The 22,402-nt window shown below is 64.3% G+C and carries 21 protein-coding genes and 1 riboswitch; of the genes, 9 read left to right on the forward strand and 12 right to left on the reverse strand.

Annotation, left to right across the window (positions count from 1 at the left end; all coding sequences use genetic code 11):
• Nucleotides 1-5: 5 nt before the first annotated feature.
• Genes MO486_RS10430 through MO486_RS10445 form a run of 4 tightly spaced genes read right to left on the reverse strand, consistent with a single transcriptional unit; the run spans nucleotide 6 to nucleotide 2,678 of the window.
• A complete protein-coding gene (locus MO486_RS10430) occupies nucleotides 6-539 on the reverse strand; it encodes a PilX N-terminal domain-containing pilus assembly protein (protein ID WP_242907182.1) in 534 nt (177 codons plus the stop codon).
• A complete protein-coding gene (locus MO486_RS10435) occupies nucleotides 536-1,624 on the reverse strand; it encodes a PilW family protein (RefSeq protein WP_242907184.1) in 1,089 nt (362 codons plus the stop codon). Before MO486_RS10435 ends, MO486_RS10430 begins: the two co-directional genes overlap by 4 nt.
• Nucleotides 1,621-2,082, reverse strand: coding sequence for a type IV pilus modification protein PilV (gene pilV / locus MO486_RS10440; RefSeq protein ID WP_242907187.1), 462 nt, complete (start codon nucleotides 2,080-2,082; stop codon nucleotides 1,621-1,623). The genes MO486_RS10435 and pilV overlap by 4 nt, the downstream gene beginning before the upstream one ends.
• Entirely contained in the window at nucleotides 2,079-2,678 is a 600-nt protein-coding gene (locus tag MO486_RS10445) for a GspH/FimT family pseudopilin (RefSeq protein WP_242907189.1), read from the reverse strand. Before MO486_RS10445 ends, pilV begins: the two co-directional genes overlap by 4 nt.
• A gap of 302 nt (nucleotides 2,679-2,980) precedes the next feature.
• On the opposite strand from MO486_RS10445, the gene queD reads away from it, so the two are divergent.
• A complete protein-coding gene (gene queD, locus MO486_RS10450) occupies nucleotides 2,981-3,337 on the forward strand; it encodes a 6-carboxytetrahydropterin synthase QueD (protein WP_242907191.1) in 357 nt (118 codons plus the stop codon).
• A 268-nt stretch (nucleotides 3,338-3,605) separates the two neighbouring features.
• Entirely contained in the window at nucleotides 3,606-3,998 is a 393-nt protein-coding gene (locus tag MO486_RS10455) for a phasin family protein (RefSeq protein WP_242907193.1), read from the forward strand.
• Between the two features lie 193 nt (nucleotides 3,999-4,191).
• On the opposite strand, the gene MO486_RS10460 is transcribed toward MO486_RS10455, so the two are convergent.
• The 4 genes from MO486_RS10460 to MO486_RS10475 form a co-directional block, all read right to left on the reverse strand.
• Nucleotides 4,192-7,272, reverse strand: coding sequence for an efflux RND transporter permease subunit (locus MO486_RS10460; RefSeq protein WP_242907195.1), 3,081 nt, complete (start codon nucleotides 7,270-7,272; stop codon nucleotides 4,192-4,194).
• Between the two features lie 3 nt (nucleotides 7,273-7,275).
• Nucleotides 7,276-8,424 (reverse strand): efflux RND transporter periplasmic adaptor subunit, encoded by a 1,149-nt coding sequence (locus tag MO486_RS10465; RefSeq protein ID WP_242907197.1) that lies wholly within the window; start codon nucleotides 8,422-8,424, stop codon nucleotides 7,276-7,278.
• 87 nt (nucleotides 8,425-8,511) lie between these two features.
• Complete coding sequence (bioD, locus tag MO486_RS10470; protein WP_242907199.1) at nucleotides 8,512-9,183, reverse strand: dethiobiotin synthase; 672 nt, start codon at nucleotides 9,181-9,183, stop codon at nucleotides 8,512-8,514.
• Entirely contained in the window at nucleotides 9,180-9,323 is a 144-nt protein-coding gene (locus tag MO486_RS10475) for a hypothetical protein (RefSeq protein WP_242907227.1), read from the reverse strand. Before MO486_RS10475 ends, bioD begins: the two co-directional genes overlap by 4 nt.
• 62 nt (nucleotides 9,324-9,385) lie before the next feature.
• Between MO486_RS10475 and MO486_RS10480 the strand changes: the two genes are divergently transcribed.
• From MO486_RS10480 to btuB, 3 genes are all read left to right on the forward strand, one after another.
• Nucleotides 9,386-9,871 carry a GAF domain-containing protein gene (locus MO486_RS10480; protein WP_242907229.1) on the forward strand — a complete coding sequence of 162 codons (486 nt, stop codon included), beginning with the start codon at nucleotides 9,386-9,388 and terminating at the stop codon, nucleotides 9,869-9,871.
• On the forward strand, nucleotides 9,868-10,233 hold the full coding sequence (locus MO486_RS10485; RefSeq protein WP_242907231.1) for a TfoX/Sxy family protein: 366 nt from the start codon (nucleotides 9,868-9,870) through the stop codon (nucleotides 10,231-10,233). The genes MO486_RS10480 and MO486_RS10485 overlap by 4 nt, the downstream gene beginning before the upstream one ends.
• Nucleotides 10,234-10,286: 53 nt before the next feature.
• Nucleotides 10,287-10,528, forward strand: a riboswitch (cobalamin riboswitch).
• Between the two features lie 116 nt (nucleotides 10,529-10,644).
• Entirely contained in the window at nucleotides 10,645-12,504 is a 1,860-nt protein-coding gene (gene btuB, locus MO486_RS10490) for a TonB-dependent vitamin B12 receptor (RefSeq protein ID WP_242907233.1), read from the forward strand.
• Between the two features lie 69 nt (nucleotides 12,505-12,573).
• Here the strand turns inward: btuB and MO486_RS10495 are convergent, their stop codons facing one another.
• The 4 genes from MO486_RS10495 to MO486_RS10510 are packed head-to-tail and all read right to left on the reverse strand — an operon-like array spanning nucleotide 12,574 to nucleotide 17,026.
• A complete protein-coding gene (locus MO486_RS10495) occupies nucleotides 12,574-13,929 on the reverse strand; it encodes a Gfo/Idh/MocA family oxidoreductase (RefSeq protein ID WP_242907236.1) in 1,356 nt (451 codons plus the stop codon).
• 39 nt (nucleotides 13,930-13,968) lie between these two features.
• A complete protein-coding gene (locus MO486_RS10500) occupies nucleotides 13,969-14,901 on the reverse strand; it encodes a 1-phosphofructokinase family hexose kinase (RefSeq protein ID WP_242907238.1) in 933 nt (310 codons plus the stop codon).
• On the reverse strand, nucleotides 14,898-15,836 hold the full coding sequence (locus MO486_RS10505; RefSeq protein WP_242907240.1) for a carbohydrate kinase family protein: 939 nt from the start codon (nucleotides 15,834-15,836) through the stop codon (nucleotides 14,898-14,900). The genes MO486_RS10500 and MO486_RS10505 overlap by 4 nt, the downstream gene beginning before the upstream one ends.
• Nucleotides 15,833-17,026: an SIS domain-containing protein gene (locus MO486_RS10510; protein WP_242907242.1), complete on the reverse strand. Its 1,194-nt coding sequence runs from the start codon at nucleotides 17,024-17,026 to the stop codon at nucleotides 15,833-15,835. Before MO486_RS10510 ends, MO486_RS10505 begins: the two co-directional genes overlap by 4 nt.
• A 51-nt stretch (nucleotides 17,027-17,077) precedes the next feature.
• Here MO486_RS10510 and MO486_RS10515 point away from each other — a divergent pair, with 51 nt between their 5' ends.
• From MO486_RS10515 to MO486_RS10530, 4 genes are all read left to right on the forward strand, one after another.
• Nucleotides 17,078-17,998: a fructose-bisphosphate aldolase gene (locus tag MO486_RS10515; RefSeq protein ID WP_242907248.1), complete on the forward strand. Its 921-nt coding sequence runs from the start codon at nucleotides 17,078-17,080 to the stop codon at nucleotides 17,996-17,998.
• Between the two features lie 15 nt (nucleotides 17,999-18,013).
• Entirely contained in the window at nucleotides 18,014-19,225 is a 1,212-nt protein-coding gene (locus MO486_RS10520; RefSeq protein ID WP_242907250.1) for an amidohydrolase family protein, read from the forward strand.
• Nucleotides 19,222-20,028: a transcriptional repressor AgaR gene (agaR, locus tag MO486_RS10525; RefSeq protein ID WP_242907252.1), complete on the forward strand. Its 807-nt coding sequence runs from the start codon at nucleotides 19,222-19,224 to the stop codon at nucleotides 20,026-20,028. The genes MO486_RS10520 and agaR overlap by 4 nt, the downstream gene beginning before the upstream one ends.
• Nucleotides 20,029-20,540: 512 nt before the next feature.
• Nucleotides 20,541-22,388: a TonB-dependent receptor gene (locus MO486_RS10530; protein WP_242907254.1), complete on the forward strand. Its 1,848-nt coding sequence runs from the start codon at nucleotides 20,541-20,543 to the stop codon at nucleotides 22,386-22,388.
• Nucleotides 22,389-22,402: the final 14 nt, after the last annotated feature.

Below are 22,402 nucleotides of genomic sequence, written 5' to 3' on the forward strand. Positions count from 1 at the left end.
CTGTCTCAAGGCACCGCATAGTTGGTCTGCAACATCACTTCGGCGCGACCATCCGCTTCGCTGCGCGCAGTGATGCGATAACGGCGCTCCTTGCCGGAACACGCCTCTTCCGGCGACACGTCCTCGCCTGTCGTGCAACTGCCTTTGGCCGGCACGTTGTCGGCAAGCAGTTCGACGATGTACTTGGGCTTGGCGGTGATGCCGCCCACCTTGACTTCGGCGACGCGCGCCGTGGCCCAGACCGTGTCGTCGAGCCAGTGCGGCGCTGCGCTGGGATCAGGGATCGCGCACACGCCATTGCTGCAACCACTGGCGGGCAACGCCGGTTTGCTGGCTGCAAGCGCCTCGCCTTCGCGCAACGCCGCCTCCGCCGCTTGGAAACTGAGGCTGCGATCCATCAGGTTGGCGCTCATGCGCTCTTCCATCAGGGTGCCGCGCAAGCTGACGAGGGCGAGCAACGTCATGACCAGCAGCAGGATCAGCACGACTGCGAGGGCAACGCCCTGCTGCGCTTTTGGAGAATTGGTCGTGCGGATCATGGCGCCCGATTCCGGATGGTGACGACGTGTTCAAGGGACCGCTGCAACGCGTTTCCGTCCGTACCAGCCTGGTCCTGCCCCTGGATGACCAGGACGATCCTGACCGCGACGATGTTGGCGATATCGCCCGTCGTCCAGGTCGAATTCGCCTCGACGTAGTTCGCTGCGCCGTTGAGCAGATAGCTGATCTGCATGTCACGCACGCCTTCCGCGATCTCCTGGGAAACCGTGTTCAACACGCCGCCGCTGTTGGCGAGCACGCTCTGGTAGAGCGACCGCCCCTGCCCGCCATCGCGGCCGTTGTAGCCGACATACCACCGCGACGCGCGCAGCTTGGCCAGGATCGCCGGCCATTTCTCGTCCGCGGCGGTGCAGGTCGTCTTGTCGCCGTTGAAGCACCCGAAGGTGTATTCGATGCCGCCGGTGGTGCAGGCGCTCTGCACGCCCTCGCCACCGAGGCCTTTGGTGCAGTTGCCGGGAATCACTGCAGCGCCGGTGTTATGCACGATCTCGGTGTTGGTACCCGGTGCGGATGCGGGTCCGGTGACCTGCAGGATCGCCGCGTGGCCGGGATCACAGGCGACCGCGATGTCGCCCACACGGAAACCATGATTGACGGTGTTGAGTTTGAACTGCGCCGACGTGGCCACGTGTTCGACGATCGGAACACCATCGTTCACAGCGGACTTCAGCTCGATTGCATCGGTCCCGGCGACCCGCTGTGTCCGCGCGGTGCCGAAGGCGGCATCGGGGAACGCAGTGGCATCGCTGTAGCCGCGGATGCCGCCCGCCCAATCGGTGTACCAACGGCCTGCAGGACTTTTAAGGACGTTGACCTCGGTGACGTCGTTCCCGCAGGCATTGCCGGCGCCTTCGCGCAGGTCACGCGCCATCAGCTCGAACGAGGCACGTACGTTTTCCTGGATGCGGCCCAGGCTTTCGGTCGCGAGATACGTTCGCCGATTGGTGGCGAACAACGCGAGCGCAGCGCCAGTCACGACCAGGCCGAGCACCAGCGCGATCATCAGTTCGACCAGAGTGACGCCCCGCGCATGCCGGGGGCGATGGAAGCGGATCGCAGTCATAGGCGTGTCGTCGTCTTCATCTTGTGCCGGTCCTCGCCACCATTGCCGCGGGAATCGTTCCATTGCACGGTGACCGTGCATTCGAGGCTGCCGCAGGTGATCTGGCCGCAGGCCGAACCGCCCAATGCCTGGTTCTGTTGCATCGAGGTGATCCAACGACGCAGGTCGTTGGCGACGAGGTCACCGGTGTCCGGCGGCGCACAGGTCATCGGGATGTCGTACCCGCCGATGAGCGCTACCGCCCGATTCGCCCGCATTGAGTCGAAGATCGCGTAGGCAAGCACTACGGCCTGGCTGCGCTCGAGCGCGCTCTGGCTGCTGCGCAACGCGAGGGCCTGCATCGCGGCCAGGCCCAGCATGCCGAAGGAGAGCACGACGACGGCGACGAGGACCTCGATCAGGCCGACGCCCGATACCGTCCTCGGTCCACGGGGAGTGGTTCTGCTGTATCTGATCATGAGGTGGGATCCGGTGGTGCGGCACAACTGCCGGCGGCATCGTGCCTTGCGATCGAAATGCGACTTCCAGAGCCAATCGAAATGCGACGCACGTTTTCGGTCGGCCTGCGCGTCGGCAGGCACATGTCGATCGCACCCACGAGCAGGACGACACCGGCGCTATCCCGGGCGAAACCATCGGAGCGGAACATCACCCGCACTTTTCCGGGGATGTTGCTGCTGGCGAGGACATTGACGGTGTCGTGGACGGTGGTAGTGCGCAACAACGCTGGGCCGCCGTCGTCGTACATGCCGTTCTTGTTGAGGTCTACAAACGTGATCCAGCCACTCGCGTCGCCCGCGTTGTCGGGAGCGCACGTCGGATTGGGCGTGTTCGCGTCGCTGCTGAAGCAGAGGACGATGCGCTTGTTGCGTCGGATGGCCTCCAGTCGCGCCACCTGCAGCGAAGCCAGCAACTCGTTGGCTGCCCCGGTGAGGCGATTGGAATTGATCGTGGCTTCGAAACTGGGAATGGCGATCGTCAGGATGATCGCCATGACGATGACCGTGACCATCAGCTCGATCAGGGTGAACCCCTGGTGGCGCGACATCGACATGTATGGGCGCTCCCCAGCGCTGGATCCTTCCCCGCCCCGTCAATCACAGAGAGCTGTTGCAAGCCCTCCGTCGACCGGTAGTCGGCTGAAAGATACCGAGCGTCGTGCCAACAACACAGTACGCGCGGCGGGCAACACGGCGTTCTGTGACGTACACCCCGTTTCCTGCCCTTGCCGTGACCGGTCCCGCGGCGTGACTGCCTTGTGTCTGTGCAACTGCAGCAGCGGCCGACGCCTGTCTTGCGGATGCCGGATGGCCGTTTCTTGAGCCGTGTACGGCCGCCCGGGCGCACAATAACGGCATGGATATCTTCAAAGTCTTCACCATCGAAGCCGCGCACCGGTTGCCCAACGTGCGCCCAGGGCACAAGTGCGCCCGGTTGCACGGGCATAGTTTCCGCATCGAGTTGCATATCGCAGGCGAGGTCGACCCGCATGCCGGCTGGGTGATGGATTTCGCCGATATCAAGACCGCATTCCAGCCGTTGTACGACCGGCTCGATCATCATTACTTGAACGACATCGACGGACTCGACAACCCGACCAGCGAGAACCTGGCCCGCTGGATCTGGGAACGCCTCAAGCCCGAACTGCCGTTACTCGATGAAGTAGTCGTGCATGAAACCTGCACGTCGGGTTGTCGTTACCGTGGCGCATAAAGCGCGTAGTCCGGTCACGGCTCTGCCCTGCGCCAACCACCGCTCGGCGACCCCGAACTGCTGATCCCCTGGCGACAACGTAGGCCATGGCGCCGCTACTGACCGGGCAGCCCTGACCCTTCTGGCCAGCCTCCACTTCGTTGCTAAACGATTGATTCACAAGGCTTAATAAATACAAATCAGGTTATGTTGCATTGCAACATAAAGGGGCTTATGCTGCACCGCACAAACCCGGCAATCCCGCTGGGCGCACCGTGGAGTCCCTCCCATGTACCAGCAGTTCAACGAACAGTTCGCCGCCGCCTCGCGCCAGTTCGCGGACACCGCGGCGCAGATCAACCGCCTCGCCCTCGATAACGCCACCAAGGCTTTCGGCCTGCAGCTGGCTGCGTTCGAGCAGAACGTCACCGCCACCTTCGCCTTCTTCGGTGAAGTCGCCGACGTCCGCGATCCGGAACAGCTCAAGACCGTGTGGCCGAAGGGCCTGCAGGTCGCCCGCGAGAACGCCGAGCGCGCGCTCAGCACCGGCCAGGAAGTGTTCGGCCGCACGCTGAAGGCCAATGAAGCCATCAGCCAGATCGCCAAGGCGCAGTTCGAAGCTGCCACCGAGCAGGCCAAGGATGCCGCCGAGACGGTGACCAAGGCTGCAAAAGCCAAGTAATCACGTTTCACTCGCGCAAACAAAAACCCGGCAGCTCGCGCTGCCGGGTTTTTTGTTGCCCTTACTCCTCCCCTTGCGCGCGCAGCGAGTAGGGGGAGGTTGGAGGGGGTGCTTTTCGCGGGGAGCTGCAAGATCAAGAGCACCCCTCCCCAACCCTCCCCTTCGCCTTCGGCGAAAGGGAGGGAGCAGAGCTTCAGGTGGTGACCGGCGACTGCCTCAACTTGGCCGCTTTGCGCGCCTCGGCTTTGTGGTGGTCGCGACCGATCAGCAAGTACACCACCGGCACCACGAAGAGGGTGAAGAAGGTGCCGATCGACATACCGCCAACGATCACCCAGCCGATCTGGTTGCGCGCTTCGGCGCCGGCGCCCGTGGCGATCGCCAGTGGCAGCGAACCCAGCACCATCGCGCCGGTGGTCATCAGGATCGGGCGCAGGCGCAGTGCGGCCGCATCGATCACCGCGTCCAGCTTCGATTTGCCTTGCTCCTGCAATTGATTGGAGAACTCCACGATCAGGATGCCGTGCTTGGCGATCAGACCCACCAGCGTCACCAAGCCGATCTGCGTGTAGATGTTGAAGCTACCTCCGGTCAGTTTGAGCAGCAGCAATGCGCCGAAAAACGCCAGCGGCACCGAGCCCAGCAGAATCACGAACGGATCGACCCAGCTTTCGAACTGCGCGGCCAGCACCAGGAAGATGAAAATCAGCGCCAGCGCGAAAATCATCACAAAGTCGCTGGAGGATTCGCGGAATTCGCGGCTCTGCCCCGACAGGTCATAGGGGGAGCCGGGTGCGACTTCCTTCAATGTGCCCTCCATCCATTCGAGCGCTTCGCCGATCGGATAACCCGGCGCCAGGCCTGCACTGATCGTGGCCGAACGCAGTTTGTTGAAGTGGTTGAGTTCCTTCGCAGCCACCGTCTCGCGCGCGGAAACAAGGTTCGACAGCTGCACCATCTGGCCGTCTCCACTGCGCACGAAAATGTTGGACAGGTCTCCTGGTGTGCGGCGGTCGACATCCTCGACCTGCACGACCACGTCGTATTGCTCTGCGCCCTTCTTGAAGCGGGTGACATTGCGCCCGCCCAGCAACGTTTCCAGCGTGCGGCCGACCGTGGTGACATCGCTGCCGACCGCCGCAACCTTGTCCCGATCCACATCGAGCTTGAGTTGCGGCTTGTCGAGCTTGAGATCTGTGTCGGGGTTGATGAGGTTCGGGTTGGCTTGCATCTTCGCCGTCAGCTTGCGCACGGTCTCGCCAAGCTCCTCCCAAGTGCCAGTGCTCTGCACCACGAAACTGACCGGCTGGCCAAGGAAATCATCCGAACCCAGTGGCGGCGGAGTCTGGGTAAAGGCCATCACGCCGGGAATCGTGAAGAACATCTGCTGGCCCAGGGCATCTGAGGTCTCTTTGGCGGACTGCTCCCGCTGATCCCAGTCCTTGAGCATGGTGAAGCCGATCGCCATCGTCACGTCGGGGAAACCGACAATCTGGAACACGCGCTGCTGATCCGGCAGCGCCATCAGCATGCCTTCCATTTGTGTGGCGTACTTGTCGGTGTACTCGACTGTCGAGCCCTGCGGCGCGATGCCCATCGCCAGGATGAAACCCTGATCCTCCTGCGGCGCCGTTTCCTGCGGCAACCACAGGAACAAGCCAATGGCGCATGCGAACACCAGCGCAGCCCCGGCGAGTACCGCAACACGCCATGCCAGCAGGTGCGTGAGCACGATGCGGTAGCGGCTGTCGATCCACTTCAACACGCGCTCGCCGGCCTGATAGAAGCGGCCCTGACCGTTGTCGGCGCGCAACAGCTTGGACGCCATCATCGGCGACAACGTCAATGCCGTGAAACCCGAGACCAGGACTGCACCGGCCAAGGTCAGCGCGAACTCGACGAACAGTTTGCCGGTACGGCCAGTGGCGAACGCCAGCGGCACGTACACCGCGGCAAGGGTGAGCGTCATCGCGATGATCGCGAATCCGATTTCCTTGCTACCTTTCAATGCCGCCTCGAACGGCGGCATGCCTTCCTCGACGTGGCGAACGATGTTCTCCAGCATCACGATCGCGTCGTCGACCACCAGGCCGATCGCCAGCACCATCGCCAGCAGCGTGAGCGTATTGATGGTGAAATCGAACGCGTACATCAACGCGAACGCACCGATCAGCGACACCGGGATCGTCACCAGCGGGATCAGCGTGGCACGCCAGCTGCGCAGGAACAGGAAGATCACGATGATCACCAGTCCGATCGCGATGCCGACGGTGGTGTAGACCTCCTCGATCGACTTCTTGATGAAGATCGTCGAGTCGTACGCAATCTCCACCTTCATCCCTTCCGGCAACGATGCGGTGATCTGCGGCAACATCACATCGAGCGCCGCGGAGATATCGAGCGGATTGGCCACGGCTTGCTTGACGATGCCCAGCGGCACCGCGTTCTTGCCGTTGTAGCGGGCGCGGAAGCGTTCTTCCTCCTGGCCTAGCTCTACCTTGGCGACGTCCTTCAGGCGCACCAGGGTGCCATTGACGTCACCAAGGATGATCTCGCCGAATTGCTCCGGCGTTTTCAAGTCGGTTTCCGACAGCACGGTGAATTCGCGCTGGTTGCCTTCGACACGACCAGCCGGAATTTCGACGTTCTGCTTGCGCAGCGCGTCCTCGACATCGGCCGGGGTCAGGCCGAAACCGGCCAGGCGTTGCGGCTGCAGCCAGATGCGCATCGCGTAGGTGCTGGAATACACCTGTGCCTGCGCGACGCCGGGGATGGTCTGCACGCGATCCTTGACCAGCGTTTCGGCGTAGTCGGCGATCTCGACCTGCGAATGGTGGTCGGAGGAGAACGCGAGGTAGATGATCGGCTGCTGGTCGGCTTCCTGCTTCTGGATGATCGGCTCGTCGACTTCCTCCGGCAGGAATTGCCGCGCCTGCGCCACGCGGTCGCGCACGTCGGATGCAGCGCCGTCGGCGTCGCGGTTGAGGCGGAAGCGGATTGTCACCTGGCTGGATTGCTCGCGGCTGGTCGACTGCATGTACTCGATGCCTTCGACACCGGACAGCGCATCCTCGATCGGCTGCGTCACCTGCGATTCGATCACCTGCGCGCTGGCGCCTGGGTAGCTGGTCGACACGTTGATGGTCGGCGTGTCGACGTTGGGGATCAGCCGTACCGCGAGGCGCTGGTAGCTGATGATGCCGACCAGCAGCACCACCAGGTTGATCACCATGGCGAAGACCGGGCGACGAATCGAGATATCGGAGAGCACCATGGCTTAGCTGTCCTGCTTCGTCGCGGGTTTCTTCGCCGGCTGTTGACCTGCCTGCGGTGCACCCGGAGGTGCCTGCGCTCCTCCGGATGGCAGCGGTTGCACGCCGAGGCCCTCATGCATGATCGGCTTGGTCTGCCCGGCGGTGATCACCACATCACCAGCCTTCAAACCCTCGATGACCTGCACCTTGCCCGGCACGCGCACGCCGGTCTTGATCTCGACGCGATGCGCCTTGCCGTCGACCACCGTGTAGACGTAACGCGTGTTGCCGTCCTGCATCAACGCCTGTTCCGGCACCAGCAGTGCATCGGTGCGGTTACCGCCCGTGTCGAGTTGCAATTGCGCGAACTGGCCGGGACGCAAGCGGAAATCGTGATTGGCGATCTGCGCGCGCAGCTTGGCGCTGCGGCTGTTGGGATCGATCACCGGATCGATCGCCACTACTTCGCCGCCGAACACATCCTTGGGGAAAGCATCGACGGTGATGCTGATCTTCTGTCCGTTCTTCAGCTGCGACAGCACGTTCTCGGGCACGCTGAAGTCGACTTCGATCGGATCCAGCCGCACCAGCGTGACCAGATCCTGGCCGACGCTGACGAAATCGCCGACGCTGACTTCGCGCAGGCCGATCTGGCCGGAGAACGGTGCCGATAGGGTCATCTTCGACAGGGCTGTGCGCGCCGAAGCGGCGCGGGCCTGGTCGACGCCGAACGCGGCCTTGGCCTTGTCGTAGTCCGATGCCGCGATCAGCTTCTGTTCGGCGAGTTGGCCGGCACGTGCGACGGCGCGGCGACTGTTCTCGAGGTTCGCCGTCGCTTCGTTGAGCGCTGCCTGGGCCACGCTGCCATCGAGCGTGAACAGGGGTTGCCCCGCGGCAACGCGGCCACCTTCGGTGAAATGGATGCGGACGATGCGGCCGCCGACTTCAGGACGCACCACCACGGATTCGTCGGCACGCAGGCTGCCGACGGTCTGCACGCCGGCAGCCAGTGGTTCCGCTTTCAAGGTGACGGCTTCGACCGGCATCGGCGGCATTTCGCCACCCGGCGGTCCACCGGCTTGCGCGCCGCCGGCCTCGCCTCCCTTCGAACAGGCGGTCGCGGCAAGCGCGATCGCCGCGGACAGGGTCAACAAAACCAGAGTACGGCGCATGCGCAACCTCATGGGGGATTCATTCCTATACTGCTCAGTCTAGCATTGCCCGCTGATGGCACCCGTGCCGGAAGTCGTGGGCTTTGCTCAGCCCGGAACTTGCAGGAAACGGGCCAACTCCACAGGATCGGGCCCCGCGCGATGCGGCAGCCGGCCCCAGCAAGGTGCCGGCAAGCGCGCGCGGAGCAACTCGAAGTTCGCGTCGGCCTGCGCCATGTCGGGATCGATCGTGGAGGCGATCCAGCCGACCAGTTGGCAGCCATCGGCTGATATCGCACGCGCTGTTAGATAGGCGTGATTGAGACAGCCCAACCGCAGCCCCACGACAATCACCACCGGCAACGCGAGCGCATGCACCAGGTCGGCTTGGTCGAGCGTCGCCGACAGCGGCGCGGCCCAACCACCGACGCCTTCCACCACCACTGCATCGCTTTGCGCAGCAAGTCGACGATAGGCCGCCTGCAGCGGTTCGAGTTCGATGCTGATGCCGGCCTGCTGCGCCGCCAGTTCCGGCGCCAGTGGCTGCGGCAACGCATAAGGATTGAGGTCGGCATACGCAGGCTGTGGATCACTCGCAGCCTGCAACGCCAGCGCATCGGCATTGCGCCACGCGCCATCGCTGTATTCGCAACCACTGGCAACGGGTTTCATGCCTGCCGCGCGCAGACCCCGTGCGCGTAGCGCATGCAACAGCGCACAACTCGCGACTGTCTTGCCAACGCCGGTATCGGTGCCGGTGATGTAGACGCTGGAAGTCATGGCGCAGATGCCGGCGACAAGGCGAACGCCGCGACGAAGGTTTCGAGCCGCGTGACCTGCTGACCACGCAGGCGGAATCCGTGCTCTGACGGGAGTGAATCGAACGATGGTGCATCGCTCGACAGCGCATTCATAGCCATGCGTACTCCTCGCCCGGAGGGTGCATGGTAATGCCCGCATGCACCGCTGCTACACTCGATCGATGACATTCGCCGCCTCCGTCCTCACCGGCAGCAAGCCGGAGCAATATGCGCAACTGCTGGCCCAGGCGAGGGCGCTGTTCGCTGGCGAACGCGACCGCATCGCCAACGCCGCCAACCTGTCGGCGCTGGTCTACCACGCACTGCCGCAGCTCAACTGGGTGGGTTTTTATTTCTACGATGGCCGGGAATTGGTCGTCGGTCCGTTTCAGGGATTACCAGCATGCGTACGCATTCCGCTCGACAAGGGCGTCTGCGGCGCGGCGGCCTCCACGCGACAGACCCAGCGCGTGGCCGATGTCCATGCATTCCCGGGCCATATCGCCTGCGATGTGGCTTCGCGCTCTGAAGTGGTGGTTCCCCTGTTGCGTGACGGAGGCTTGCTGGGCGTGCTGGATCTCGACAGTCCCATCCCGGATCGATTCGACGCCGACGACCAGCGCGGTCTCGAAGCCTTGGCGCAGGCGTTCGTGGAGTCGCTCGCATGAGCGGCGAGAAGCTACGCAACATCGGCCCGAAGAGCGCGGCCTGGTTGCGCCAGGTGGGCTTGCGCTCGCGCGCCGACATCGAAGCGGTGGGCGCGGTCGAGGCCTTCATGCGGGTCAAGCGGGCCGGCTTCAAACCCAGCCTCAACCTGCTGTACGCGCTGGAAGGCGCCTTGCTCGACTGCCATTGGCAACAAGTCCCGGACGAACGACGGGCTGAGTTGGTCCATGCCGCCGAGGCCGCTACCGCGTTGCTGCCGCCGCCCCGTCACCGGCCGGCTGCGTCGCCAGTGACGACCACGATGCACGAAGAAGAAGCCGCGCCGGCTTTCCAGTTGTTCGACGATCCCGCGGGCGACGACTGACCTCCCTGCACTCATGACGTGCCGGCATTTCTGCTGCCGCGCGCCGCTTTGTTACACTTCCCGCGCTTCGAGGTGACCCGGCGGCGTCCGCCCACGGGTTGAAACGGGAAGCCGGTGACGCCTTCGTCCAGCAGACGAATTCCAGTCCGGCGCTGCCCCCGCAACGGTAAGCGAGTCAAGCCAACGCATCCGCCACTGTGCATCGCACGGGAAGGCGCCGCGGCCGGAGTCGGCTCCATTGGGAAGCCGCATCCACTCGCAAGCCCGGAGACCGGCCTCGGATCTACTGGTTGCGATGCGGAGGGCATCGCGGCGGCTACGCCGGCGTGCCGGCACCCGCGCGCAATGCCTTCTCCCGCGACTTCATCCGAAACCGCAATGCGCGCGGGCGTGCGCGCTGGAGATACATCGATGTCGTTCCGTACTTCCCTGGCCGTGGCCATCGCCATGGCCTTGCCGTCGCTCGCTGCTGCACAGGCGACCACTCCCGAAACCGCCACCGACCTCGATACCGTCGTCGTCACCGGCACCCGTACCGCAGTCACAGTCGACCAGTCGCTGGCCGCCGTCGAAGTGATCGATCGCGAAGAGATCGAGCGCAGCCAGGCGCATTCGCTGCCGGAACTGCTGCGCGGCCGCGCCGGGATCAACATCGCCAACCAGGGCGGCCTCGGCAAGCTCTCGAGCGTGTTCCTGCGCGGCAGCGAATCCAACCATGCGCTGGTGCTGATCGACGGCGTGCGCGTCGGCTCGGCCACCTCCGGCCTCGTCGCGTTCCAGGACCTGCCGGTCGAACTGATCGATCGCATCGAGATCGTGCGCGGCCCGCGCTCCAGCCTCTACGGTTCGGAAGCGATCGGCGGCGTGATCCAGATCTTCACCAAGCGCGACCAGGCCGGCTACGCGCCGCACTTCCGCATTGGCACCGGCAGCCACAACCTGCGCGAAGTCAGCGGCGGCTTCGGCGGTCGCGGCGAGCGCGGCTGGTTCGGCGCCGACTACGCGCACCAGTCCAGCGACGGTATCAATGCCTGCCGCGGCGCCGGCTTCCCGATCTTCGCAGGCTGTTTCACTGATGAACCGGATCTCGATGGCTACGAGAACAACTCCGTGTCGCTGCGCGGCGGCTATGCCCTGACCGAGCAGCTGGACGCCGAAGTGCAGGGCCTGCGCGCCGTGGCGCACAACGACTACGACGGCTTCTACAACAGCTCGCGCACGACCCAGCAGGTCGTCGGCGGCAAGCTGCGCTGGCAAGCGGCCGAGCGCTTCAGTCTGCAACTCAACGCCGGCCGCAATACCGATGCTTCCGACAACTACAGCGACGACGCCTTCCAGGGTTTCTTCGGCAGCGACCGCGATAGCGCCTCGCTGCAAGGTGATTTCGGTTTCGGCAAAGAGCAGTTGGTCACCCTCGGCTTCGACTGGGTGCGCGATCGCGTCAACAGCGACACCGACTTCGACATCACCCGCCGCCACAACCGCGCCGGCTTCGCCCAGTACCAGGGCGGCTTCGGCCAGCACGACATCCAGCTCAGCGCGCGCCACGACGACAACGAGCAGTTCGGCAGCCACACCACCGGCGGCATCGGCTGGGGCTTCGACTTCGGCCACGGCCTGCGCCTCACTGCGAATGCCGGCACCGCGTTCACGGCACCGACGTTCAACGATCTCTATTTTCCCCCGTTCTTCGGTTTCCCGACCAGCAATCCGAAGCTGCTTCCGGAAGAGTCGGAGAGCTACGAGCTCGGCTTGGCGCAGAAGCTGGCGCAGTGGCACTGGCAGCTCAACGCCTACCAGACCGACATCGACAACCTGATTGGTCTGGACGACAACTTCGTGCCGCAGAACATCGCACGCGCCCGCATCCGCGGCGCCGAACTCGTGGTCGGCGCGACCCTGGCCGGCTGGAACCTCAACACGCAGCTCAGCCACGTAGATCCACGCAACACTTCGGACTATAGCGACGACAAGCTGCTGCCGCGCCGCGCACGCAACACCGCCCGCATCGACCTCGATCGCGGCTTCGGCGATTTCCGCGCCGGCCTGACCTGGATGGCCGAAGGCGAACGCTACGACGACCTCGCCAACACCCGTCGCCTCCCCGGTTACGCCACCGTCGACCTGCGCCTGGAGTACGCGTTCAGCCCGGCATGGACGCTGCAGGCGCGCGCGAGCAACGTCTTCGATCGCGAGTACGAAACCGTGGCGTTCTACAACCAGCCCGGCCGCGAGTACGGCCTGAGCCTGCGTTACGCACCGAAGCGCTGATCGCACCTGCCGCGTGACAGCAAAAGGCCCGGCAATGCCGGGCCTTTTCTTTGCCCTGAAAATGGTTACTCAGTAACGATCATCCAGCGCGAAGATCGGCTTGCGCGTGGCCCACTTGCCATCGGTGAAATCGGGAAAATCGAGGGTTTTATTGCCTTCTGCGATCGATTGTTCCGACAACGGGGTGATCGCGCTCCAGGCCACCGCATCATAGATGTCGATCGGCATCGGCTCGTTGCGCTTGAGCGCTTCGATGAAGGCGTGCACCACGAAGAAGTCCATGCCGCCGTGGCCCGCACCTTCCGCGGCCTTGGCGTACTTCTGCCACAGCGGATGGTCGTACTTGTCCAGCCACGGCTGCGCCGGTTCCCACTGGTGCGGCTTGGGACTCTTGCCCTCGAGGTAGATCGACTCGTTGACATCCATCCACAGTCCCTCGGTGCCCTGTACGCGGAAGCCAAGCGAGTACGGCCGCGGCAGCGAGGTGTCGTGCTGCAGCAGGATGGTCTCGCCGTTCTCGCAGGCGATCTGCGTGGTGACGACATCGCCGAGCGCGAACCTGACCTTGGCGTTGGGATGCTCCGGGCCGCAGGTGTCGACGATATGGTTGCGCAGGCCGCGGCTTTTGGTCGCAAAGCTGCCGATGCGGGTGAAGCGGTTGCCACGATGGATATCGATGTTCATCGCGATCGGGCCGATGCCATGGCTCGGGTACAACTCGCCATTACGCGCGACCGCATGCTGTGTGCGCCAGCGCGATTCCGACCAGCCCTGCGCGTTGAACTCGCAGCCACCTCCGTACATCGTGTCCGGGGTACCGCCGTTGAGCTTCACCGCGCGCAGGTCGTGCTGGTAGCCGCCCTGTAGGTGGACCAGTTCACCGAACAGGCCCCGTCGCACCATGTTCATCACCGCCATCACGTCGCGGCGGTAGCACACGTTCTCCAGCAGCATGTACGGCGTGCCGGTTTCCTGTTGCGTGCGCAACACTTTCCAGTGATCGTCGAGGGTGATGCCGGCGACCACTTCGCAACCGACGGCGATCTTCTCCTGCATCGCCGCAATCGCCATGGGCGCATGCCATTCCCACGGCGTGCAGATATGCACACCATCGAGCTTGCCCCGCGCCAGCATCTGCTCGTAGGCATGACCGCTGCCGGTGAACACCCGCGGCTTGGGCTTGCCGGCATCGGCGATCTGCTTCAGAGCTCTGTCGAGCATGTACTGCTCGATGTCGCAGATCGCGGTCACGACGACGTCATCGCGCTTGAGTAGTTCCTCCAGGTGCACCTGCCCGCGCGCGCCGGTGCCGATGATGCCGATGCGCAGCTTGTCGCCCTTGTTCCGGATTTTGCCGAGACTGGCAAGCGGCAGCGCGAGTGCGGCGCCTGCAGCGGCGGTAGCAATGAATTCACGTCGGTTCATGCTTGGGTTCTCGTGTAATTCTGGAAATGGATAGCGCGCTCACCATGACCGCATGACGGTGACGTTGACGCGCGGCAGCAGGGCCTCGACATCGCCGCGGCGTGCCCAGCCTGTTTCGTTCGACATGACATTGGCCGCGCCGCAGGCGACGCCGAGCCGCAATGCGGATTCGAGGCGATCGCCACGCGCGATGGCCACAGCCATGCCGGCCACCAGGCAATCGCCGGAACCCACCGCGTTGATGGGATTGGGAACAACGACATGGCCGTGCAGCACGCGGTCGTGATCGGCCGCGACGACACCCTGTGCGCCCAGCGACACCACCGGCCACTCCACGCCTTCCTCGCTCAGCATGCGCGTGGCATGCGCGGCGGCGGACAGGCCGTCGATCGATGCGCCGATCAGTTCACTGGCTTCATCGCGATTGGGCTTGATCAGGAAAGGCCGCGCTGCCAAGGCGCGCCGGATCGGCTCACCACTGCCATCGACCAGGCATCGCGGTCCACTGCGCGTCAATTCGTGGACAAGCTCGGCGTAGGTGCTGTCGCCGCAGCCCGGTGGCAGGCTGCCGGACAACACCACCAGTTGCGATTGCAAGGCATGGCGATGGAAGGTCTCGAGCAATTCAGCGCGTGTGTCGGCATCTAGCTGCGGGCCGGGCTCCAGCACTTCGGTCACGCGACCGTTGGCCTCGTGCAGCGCAAGGCAGGTGCGGACCATGTCGACTTCGATACCGTGGAATTCGACGCCGCGCTCCCGCAGCACCTGTTCGAACCACGTGCGGTGCGCGGCGTCGATCAGGCCCACCAGCCGTACCGGTTCGCCCAGCGCCGCGATGGTCTGGGCGACATGCAGGCCCTTGCCACCGGGGAACGGCCGCACGGCACGGGTACGGTGCACTTGGCCGGGCCGCAACGCGTCGAGCTCGATGAGCTTGTCGATCGACGTGTTGAAGCCAGCGACCGTGATCATGTCCGTAAACCGCCGGATGCAGCCAGCAATGCTTCGACTTCGGCGACACTCGCTTGCCGCGAGGTGCCGCCGAGACCGCGCGTAGAGAGGCTGCCGCAAGCAGCGCCCCAGCGCAGGCAATCGGCGATCGGTTGCCTGCGCAGCCAGGCGTGCAGGAAACCGGCGTTGAACGAGTCGCCGGCACCGGTACTGTCGACCGTGGCGATCGGGTAACAGACCGCTTGCAGCAGCGCATCGCCGTCGAGCGTGGCGCAACCTTCGGCGCCGAGCGTTGCGATCGTGCGGGTGCGGCCGTTCTGCAGGCGACGCAGGCCGTCGAGGATGGAGGCTTCGCCAGTGATCGCGCGCAGCTCCACCTCGTTCGGGAAAAACAGATCGACCGCATCGAGGGCGTCGAGCAAGTCGTGCTCCCAGCGCTCGGCGGGATCGAATCCGGGATCGAGCGACGTGGACAGCCCGGCGTCGCTTGCGCGCGCCAGCAGTTCGCCACAGTTGTCACGCAGTCCTTGCTGCAGGAAATACGAGGAGATATGCAGGTGATCGGCGCCGTCGAGGGCTTGGCCATCGACATCCTCGGCGCGCAAGGCGCCGATCGAACCGAGGTAGGACACCAGCGCGCGATCGCGCCGGGAGGTAATCGACACGGTGACGCCGGTCTTGATAGCTGGATCGCGAACGACGCGCGAAACATCGATGCCGGCGTCGCGCATCGTTGCGACGCAGTAATCGCCCCACGGGTCGGCGCCCACTTTGCCGACGAAACGCACCGCGTTGCCAAGGCGTGCCAGGCCCATCGCGCAGATCGCGGATGAACTGCCGAGCGTCATGGTGAAGTCGTCGACCAGCACTTCCTTGCCGGGCTCCGGGAAACTGCGGTAACCGGTGCAGATCAGATCGACATTGATCTCGCCCACAACAAGGATGGTTGGCTTCATGCCGCACCACCATGGAGCGCGAAACCCTGGACCACGCGTGTCAGCACGCCTTGCGACGGCGCGTCGGGTTTGAAACCGAGCTGGAGGCAGCGGAAGAACGCCAGCAGTTGTCCGACGACGGCGTCGATTAGCGGTGCATCCTCGTCGCCGAGTGCGGCTAGTCCTGGCAAATCGACGACGACGTCTACGTCGTTAATCATGTCCGCAGGCAGGTCCGCGCCGACCAGTACCTTGTGCGTGCCCAGGCCTTTGCGCGCGAGTTCGCGCAACAGGTCGCACTCGTAGGCGCGCACGGCAGGATCGGCGGACACGAACGCGACCACCAGCGAACGCGCATCCAGCGCCGACATCGGACCATGGCGCAAGCCCAGGAACGTTTCGGCCAGCGTCTGTACCTGACCGCCCGACATCTCCAGCATCTTCAGCGCCGACTCGCGGGCGGCGCCGAAGCGCACGCCACTGCCGAGGAAGGCGATGTTGTGGAAGTCGCGACGCGCGATAACGGCAAGCGGGTCGGTGTATTCGGCTAGTACGCGCGTCGCGAGATCCGCTGCGAGTCCGGCACGTTGCCGATAGGCGTGCGGTGCCGAGCGCGCGGCCAGGCCGCGGCCTGCCAGCATCAGGTTGGTGAAGCTGCTGGTCATCACCAGGCTGCGATCGTTGGTGCGCTCGTCCAGCAGCAACACGGTGACGCGTGGCTCATTCCTGTAGTGCGTGGCGAGATGGCCGTTGGCGTTGCAGGTAATGAACAGATGGCGACAGTCGGGCGCCTGCGCCAGCAAGGCATCGACCACGCCTGCGCTTTCGGGACTGTCGCCGGAACGTGCGAACGACACCAGCAGCGCATCGTTCGGGATCGCACTGTGCCAGTGGGTGAGCAGGGTGCCGGCAGGCACGGCCTGCACCGGGGTATGCAACGCCGCCTGCAGCCCGAGCGCCAGCGATTCACCGATGTAGTGCGAGCTGCCGGAGCCGGTCAGTACGATGCCGCGCAGCGCGGGGTCGAAGGCCGAGGCCAGCTGGTGACTTTCGATCGCCTTCGAAACTTGCGCAGCGGTGTCGACCCAGGTCGCTGGTTGCTGGACGATCTCGCGCAGCGTATGAACATAGCCGAGTGCCTCTTGTTCAGCCGAAGGCCGCGTGAGCAGTCGCTCGATTTCGGTCGTCGGCACGGGATTGACAGCACTCATCGGCTCGTTCAAGAATGAAACCATTCGAAAGTAATAGAAACGGTAAACGAAATGAAAAGTAAGAGTCAAGCGCTGGCATTGTCCGCTCCATCGACACTCGACCGGTTGGCTTTGCCCCACGGCAAGCGCGCCCGCCTGCATCGATTGCTCTACGGCTCCGGCCCGCGCAATGGCAGCCTGGTGGTGCTCCCGCTCGACCAGGGCCTCGAACACGGCCCGACCGACTTCTTTCCGAATCCGCCGGCGGTCGATCCCGACTACCAGTTCCGCCTCGCCCTGGAGGGCAACTACTCGGCGATCGCGCTCGGCGTCGGCCTGGCCGAGAAATACATGCGCAACTACGCCGGCCGCGTGCCATTGATCCTCAAGCTCAACGGCAAGACCAACATCCCGAACGATGGCGAGGCGACTTCGCCGGCATTCGCTTCGGTCGAAGACGCCGTGCGTCTCGGCGCCGATGCCGTCGGCTACACCATCTATGTCGGCTCGCCGCGCCAGCATGACGAGCTCGCCAACTTCCGCCAGGTCCGCCAGGACTGCGAGCGCTACGGCATGCCGCTGGTGCTCTGGTCGTATCCGCGCGGCAGCGCCATCGATGCCAAGGGTGGGAAGAATTCGCTGTTCGCGCAGGACTACGCCGCGCGCGTTGCACTGGAACTCGGCGCCGACATCGTCAAGCTGCATGAACCCGAGGCCGATGGCACCGAGTCGCCAGCGCCCTATCGCACGCTGAAGGAAGACGCCGGCAAGCGCACGCAACGCGTGGTGCGCTCGGCCGGTCGCACCATGGTGCTGTTCTCCGGCGGCACCAAGAACGACGACGACAAGGCCGTGCTGCGCAAGGTCGAGTTCTACATGCAGTCCGGCGCGACCGGCGTGATGTTCGGTCGCAACATGTGGCTGCGCGAATTCGACAGGGCGGTGGCCCTAAGCCGCGCGGTGCATAAGATCATGGCCAAGTATCCGCGCTGACGAGCGCAGCACGCCATGTGCACCTGCGACCTGCTGCTCCGCACCGGCTGTGCCACCCATGCCCAGGCACCGCATCCGGTGACCGGTGCAACAGCTGGCGGCCGTGCACACGGCGATGTGCTGCTGAAGGAGTTCCGGCCACGCAGCATGCTGCGCGTCGCGCGCACGCCGATCGAGCGCCCGCGTTTCCCGGTGATCGACCTGCACACGCACTTGTCGTGGTCGGCCACGGTACGCAACGGCGTCGCGACCGGCGAAAAGATGCAGTACTTCGCGGACGCCGCGGACCTGTTACCGGTGATGGATCGCAAGGGCGTGCAGATGATGGTCAACCTCACCGGCGGCGTTGGTGCCGGGCTCGAGGAATCGATCCGCCGCTTCGACCGCGCCGCACCCGGCCGCTTCCTCACTCTCACCGAGCCGAGCTACGGCGACTGGCTCGAAGCCGACTTTCCGCAGCGGCAGGCCGACGCCATCGGCCACGCCAAGCAAGCCGGCGCCGCCGGTTTGAAGATCCTCAAGACGCTGGGCCTGTACCTGCGCGAGCGCATCGATGACGGCGTACTGGTCCAGGTCGACGACCGCCGTTTCGATCCGATGTGGGAAGCCTGCGCGGCGCATGGCCTGCCGGTGTTCATCCACACTTCGGATCCGGAAGCCTTCTTCGAACCGGTCGACCGCGAAAACGAGCGCCTCGACGAACTCAGTGCGCATCCGGACTGGTCGTTCCACGGCCGCGACTTTCCCGGCAACGCCGAACTGCTGGCCGCGCGCGATCGCGTAATCGCGCGCCATCCGCGCACCCGGTTCGTGCTGCTGCACGTCAGCAATGCCGAGAACCTCGAAGGCGTGTCGGCGACGCTCGACCACTATCCGAACACATCAGTCGACATCGCCGCGCGCATCGGCGAACTCGGCCGCCAGCCGCGCGCCGCGCGGCGGTTCTTCGATCGCTACCAGGACCGTATCCATTTCGGCACCGATGCGATCCCCTCGCCGGTCGGCGATGAAACGCCGCAACAGGTATTCGGCGACGCGCTGTACGAGATCTATTACCGCTTCCTGGAGACGGAAGACGAGTACTTCGATTACGCTCCAGCCCCAGTACCACCGCAGGGACGCTGGTCGATCTATGGCCTGGGCCTGCAGGGACCGCTCCTGAAAAAGCTCTACCACGACAACGCCGCACACCTGCTTGGGCTCCCACCACTCAGCGACACTGCATGAAGCCACGCCCCAAGACCCTCGCTCCCCGACTGCTGACTGAAGAGCGCCGTCGCAAGATCGCCGGATTGGTCACGCAACACGGCCGCGCCACGGTCGAGGAACTGGCCATGCGTTTTGGAGTTTCCACGGTCACCATCCGCGGCGATCTGGAAACCCTCGCGCGCAGCGGCGCCCTGGTGCGCTCGCATGGCGGTGCGATACCTGTGGACGTTGTCGGCCCGGTACAGGACGCGCCCTTGAGCATCAAGGCGGCGCAGCATCAGCCGCAAAAAGTGCGCATCGCCAAGGTGGCCGCCCAGCTGATCCGCAGCGGCGAAACCATCATCCTCGACTCCGGCACCACCACCGCCGAAATCGCCAGGCAGATCCTGCGACTCAAGCTGGAGTCGCTGACGGTGATCACCAACGCACTGAACATCGCGCTGGAACTCTCCGGACCTGCACACATCCGCGTATTGATGCTGGGCGGCCTACTGCGACCGATGTCGTATTCGCTGGTCGGACCGCACGCGGAACAGGCGCTGGCAGGATTGACCGCGGACAAACTGTTCCTCGGCGTCGATGGCCTCGATCCCGAAGTTGGCGTCACTACACCCGAGCCGCTGGAAGCGGAGTTGAATGCACTCATGATCCGGGTTTCGCGCGAGGTCATCGCCGTCGCCGACGCCAGCAAGTTCGGACGGCGCAGCCTGTCGGTGATCGCACCGGCGCGCAGCCTGCACCGCCTGATCACCGACGGCGCTGCGCCACCGGAGATGCTGGACGCGTTCCGCGCACAAGGCGTGGATGTCATGATCGCCTGATCCGCAAACAGTTACGCCTTGTGCAAGACCGGGCGTGGTTGGGGTTTGCGTCCGGCTGTGCAGACGTACTGGACCGGAACGGAGCGACCGGCCGGGATCGCAAGCGGCAATTGAATCGCCAGCCGAACAAACGAGTGCAGAGATGGATACCGGACATCTGACGTCCGATGTTGAATGACCGCTTTTGGTATCCCCCATTCGGTCGCGTGAGAGATTTTCGGCTCTTCCAAGCGATCACGAATGAGCTCACGACGAGGCAGCTCGCACTTACCGCCTGTCGGACGCCCTGGAGGGTGCGGGTCAACATGGCCGCGCAACCAGCACAAGTTCGTTGTTGATGTAGGTATCGACGGGATTTCGAGGGGCCTGGCATCGATTGACCGGTGCCAGTGGTGGCTGTACTGGTTAGGACACTTGGCCGCAAGGTCAGGTTATAGGGCCTAGGGGAAGGGGTACCTATCATGACAGGGCCTATCAGGAAGTCAGGGAAGCAATGCTGCGCAATGGTGCTCATGCTGGCCGCGATGTCGTCGGCGATTGCGCAAGAGCCCCCCACTGACACCCTCGCCGATCTGAGCCTGGAAGAACTCAGCAACATCGAGATCACCTCGGTATCCAAGCGCGCTCAACGGCTCTCGGACGCCCCCGCTTCGATCTTCGTGATCACCGCCGAAGACATACGCCGTTCGGGAGCGACCAGTCTTCCCGAAGTATTGCGGCTGGCGCCCAACCTCGAAGTCGCTCGCAGCAGCTCCCACGGGTATGCGATCAGTGCGCGCGGCTTCAATAGCTCGGGCAACAAGCTGCAGGTGCTGATGGACGGGCGCATTCTGTACACCCCGCTGTTCTCCGGGGTGTTCTGGGACGTCCCCGACGTGATGCTGGAGGATGTCGAACGCATCGAGGTGATCAGCGGCCCTGGTGCGACGCTGTGGGGAGCCAACGCCGTCAATGGCGTGATCAATGTGATCACTCGACGTTCGTCGGAAACGCAGGGCGGGCTCGCGAGTGTCAATGCCGGGAATCTCGAGCGTAACTACGCGTTACGATTCGGCGCATCGGGCGGCGCTGCCTCATACCGGATTTACGGCAAATTCTTCGAGCGAGACCCCACATCGCGGGCTAACGGCGCGACCCAGCACGATGGTTGGGACCGGGGCGAGGTCGGTTTTCGCGCCGACTGGGGCACGCCGGCGACCGGCTTCACCCTGCAGGGCGCTGCGTATCGCGGCGCGCTGGATACCGCCCTCCCCAACGATTTGCGCACCTTCGGGACCAACCTGCTTGCGCGCTGGACCCACCAGCTCGCGTCCGGCAGCGGCGTCCAGCTGCAGGCCTATTTCGACCGGAGCGACCGCGATATTCCCGGATCGATCCGTGAGCGGCTCAAAATCTACGACGTCGAGTTCCAACACAACGTCGCCGGGGTCGAAGGGCACGCCTTGACCTGGGGCATCAGCCATCGCGGCGCCATCGATCATGTGATCAACACGCCCGCAATCGGGTTCCTGCCCGCCGACCGCGATCTGTATTGGACGAGCGTATTCGCCCAGGACGAAATCGCGCTACGCGGCGAGCAGCTCAAGCTCATCGGCGGCCTTCGGGTAGAACATAACTCCTACACCGGCACGGAGGTTCTGCCGACGCTGCGACTGGCCTGGAAACCGAGTCCGTCGCAGCTTGCATGGATGGCACTGACGCGCGCAGTGCGCACGCCATCGCGCGTCGATCGCGATTTCTTCGCTTCCGGTGGCGGCATCAAGCTCACGGGCGGACCGGAGTTCCGTTCGGAAGTCGCCAACGTACTTGCGATTGGCTACCGCTCCCAGCCATCCCCGAAGTTCTCGTATTCGGTCACCGTGTTCCACCACGACTATGACGACCTGCGCAGCGTCGAGCGCCGTCCAACCGGCGATTTCGTCATCGGCAACAAGTTGGAAGGCACCGGCACCGGCCTGGAGGCATGGGCCAACGTGCAGGTTACGGAGCACTGGCGCTTGAGCACGGGGGGCACGCTGCTCGACCTGGATCTTCGTCTCAAGGCCGACAGCACGGCTCCGGCTGGAGGTCGCACGGCCGGCAACGACCCCGAGCGGCAATGGCTCCTGCGCTCGTCATGGGAGCTGCCGGGACAGATGGAGCTCGATGCCAGCGTTCGCCATGTCGGTGAGCTGCCGGCCCCACACATCCCGGCCTATACGGCAGTTGACCTGCGCTTCGGCTGGCGACCGAACGACCGGCTTGAGCTATCGCTGACTGGGCAGAACATTTTCGACTCCACGCACATCGAGTTCGAAAATCAACGCACCTTCAGCGAAATCGAACGCGCGTTCCGAGTGGGCATCAAGTGGTCGTTCTAAACAAACTGTTGCAA

Origin of the sequence: Lysobacter sp. CFH 32150 (assembly GCF_022758295.1) — a bacterium.
In the GTDB taxonomy this organism is placed as follows: domain Bacteria; phylum Pseudomonadota; class Gammaproteobacteria; order Xanthomonadales; family Xanthomonadaceae; genus CFH-32150.

What these genes read in the sequence shown, in the direction of transcription:
- MO486_RS10510 (WP_242907242.1), bottom strand. Translation starts at nt 17,026, where the DNA reads ATGAGTGCTGTCAATCCCGTGCCGACGACCGAAATCGAGCGACTGCTC.
- agaR (WP_242907252.1), top strand. Translation starts at nt 19,222, where the DNA reads ATGAAGCCACGCCCCAAGACCCTCGCTCCCCGACTGCTGACTGAAGAG.
- MO486_RS10445 (WP_242907189.1), bottom strand. Translation starts at nt 2,678, where the DNA reads ATGTCGATGTCGCGCCACCAGGGGTTCACCCTGATCGAGCTGATGGTC.
- bioD (WP_242907199.1), bottom strand. Translation starts at nt 9,183, where the DNA reads ATGACTTCCAGCGTCTACATCACCGGCACCGATACCGGCGTTGGCAAG.
- MO486_RS10485 (WP_242907231.1), top strand. Translation starts at nt 9,868, where the DNA reads ATGAGCGGCGAGAAGCTACGCAACATCGGCCCGAAGAGCGCGGCCTGG.
- MO486_RS10455 (WP_242907193.1), top strand. Translation starts at nt 3,606, where the DNA reads ATGTACCAGCAGTTCAACGAACAGTTCGCCGCCGCCTCGCGCCAGTTC.
- pilV (WP_242907187.1), bottom strand. Translation starts at nt 2,082, where the DNA reads ATGATCAGATACAGCAGAACCACTCCCCGTGGACCGAGGACGGTATCG.
- MO486_RS10465 (WP_242907197.1), bottom strand. Translation starts at nt 8,424, where the DNA reads ATGCGCCGTACTCTGGTTTTGTTGACCCTGTCCGCGGCGATCGCGCTT.
- queD (WP_242907191.1), top strand. Translation starts at nt 2,981, where the DNA reads ATGGATATCTTCAAAGTCTTCACCATCGAAGCCGCGCACCGGTTGCCC.
- MO486_RS10475 (WP_242907227.1), bottom strand. Translation starts at nt 9,323, where the DNA reads ATGGCTATGAATGCGCTGTCGAGCGATGCACCATCGTTCGATTCACTC.
- btuB (WP_242907233.1), top strand. Translation starts at nt 10,645, where the DNA reads ATGTCGTTCCGTACTTCCCTGGCCGTGGCCATCGCCATGGCCTTGCCG.
- MO486_RS10505 (WP_242907240.1), bottom strand. Translation starts at nt 15,836, where the DNA reads ATGAAGCCAACCATCCTTGTTGTGGGCGAGATCAATGTCGATCTGATC.
- MO486_RS10435 (WP_242907184.1), bottom strand. Translation starts at nt 1,624, where the DNA reads ATGACTGCGATCCGCTTCCATCGCCCCCGGCATGCGCGGGGCGTCACT.
- MO486_RS10515 (WP_242907248.1), top strand. Translation starts at nt 17,078, where the DNA reads ATGAAAAGTAAGAGTCAAGCGCTGGCATTGTCCGCTCCATCGACACTC.
- MO486_RS10495 (WP_242907236.1), bottom strand. Translation starts at nt 13,929, where the DNA reads ATGAACCGACGTGAATTCATTGCTACCGCCGCTGCAGGCGCCGCACTC.
- MO486_RS10460 (WP_242907195.1), bottom strand. Translation starts at nt 7,272, where the DNA reads ATGGTGCTCTCCGATATCTCGATTCGTCGCCCGGTCTTCGCCATGGTG.
- MO486_RS10480 (WP_242907229.1), top strand. Translation starts at nt 9,386, where the DNA reads ATGACATTCGCCGCCTCCGTCCTCACCGGCAGCAAGCCGGAGCAATAT.
- MO486_RS10430 (WP_242907182.1), bottom strand. Translation starts at nt 539, where the DNA reads ATGATCCGCACGACCAATTCTCCAAAAGCGCAGCAGGGCGTTGCCCTC.
- MO486_RS10520 (WP_242907250.1), top strand. Translation starts at nt 18,014, where the DNA reads ATGTGCACCTGCGACCTGCTGCTCCGCACCGGCTGTGCCACCCATGCC.
- MO486_RS10530 (WP_242907254.1), top strand. Translation starts at nt 20,541, where the DNA reads ATGCTGGCCGCGATGTCGTCGGCGATTGCGCAAGAGCCCCCCACTGAC.
- MO486_RS10500 (WP_242907238.1), bottom strand. Translation starts at nt 14,901, where the DNA reads ATGATCACGGTCGCTGGCTTCAACACGTCGATCGACAAGCTCATCGAG.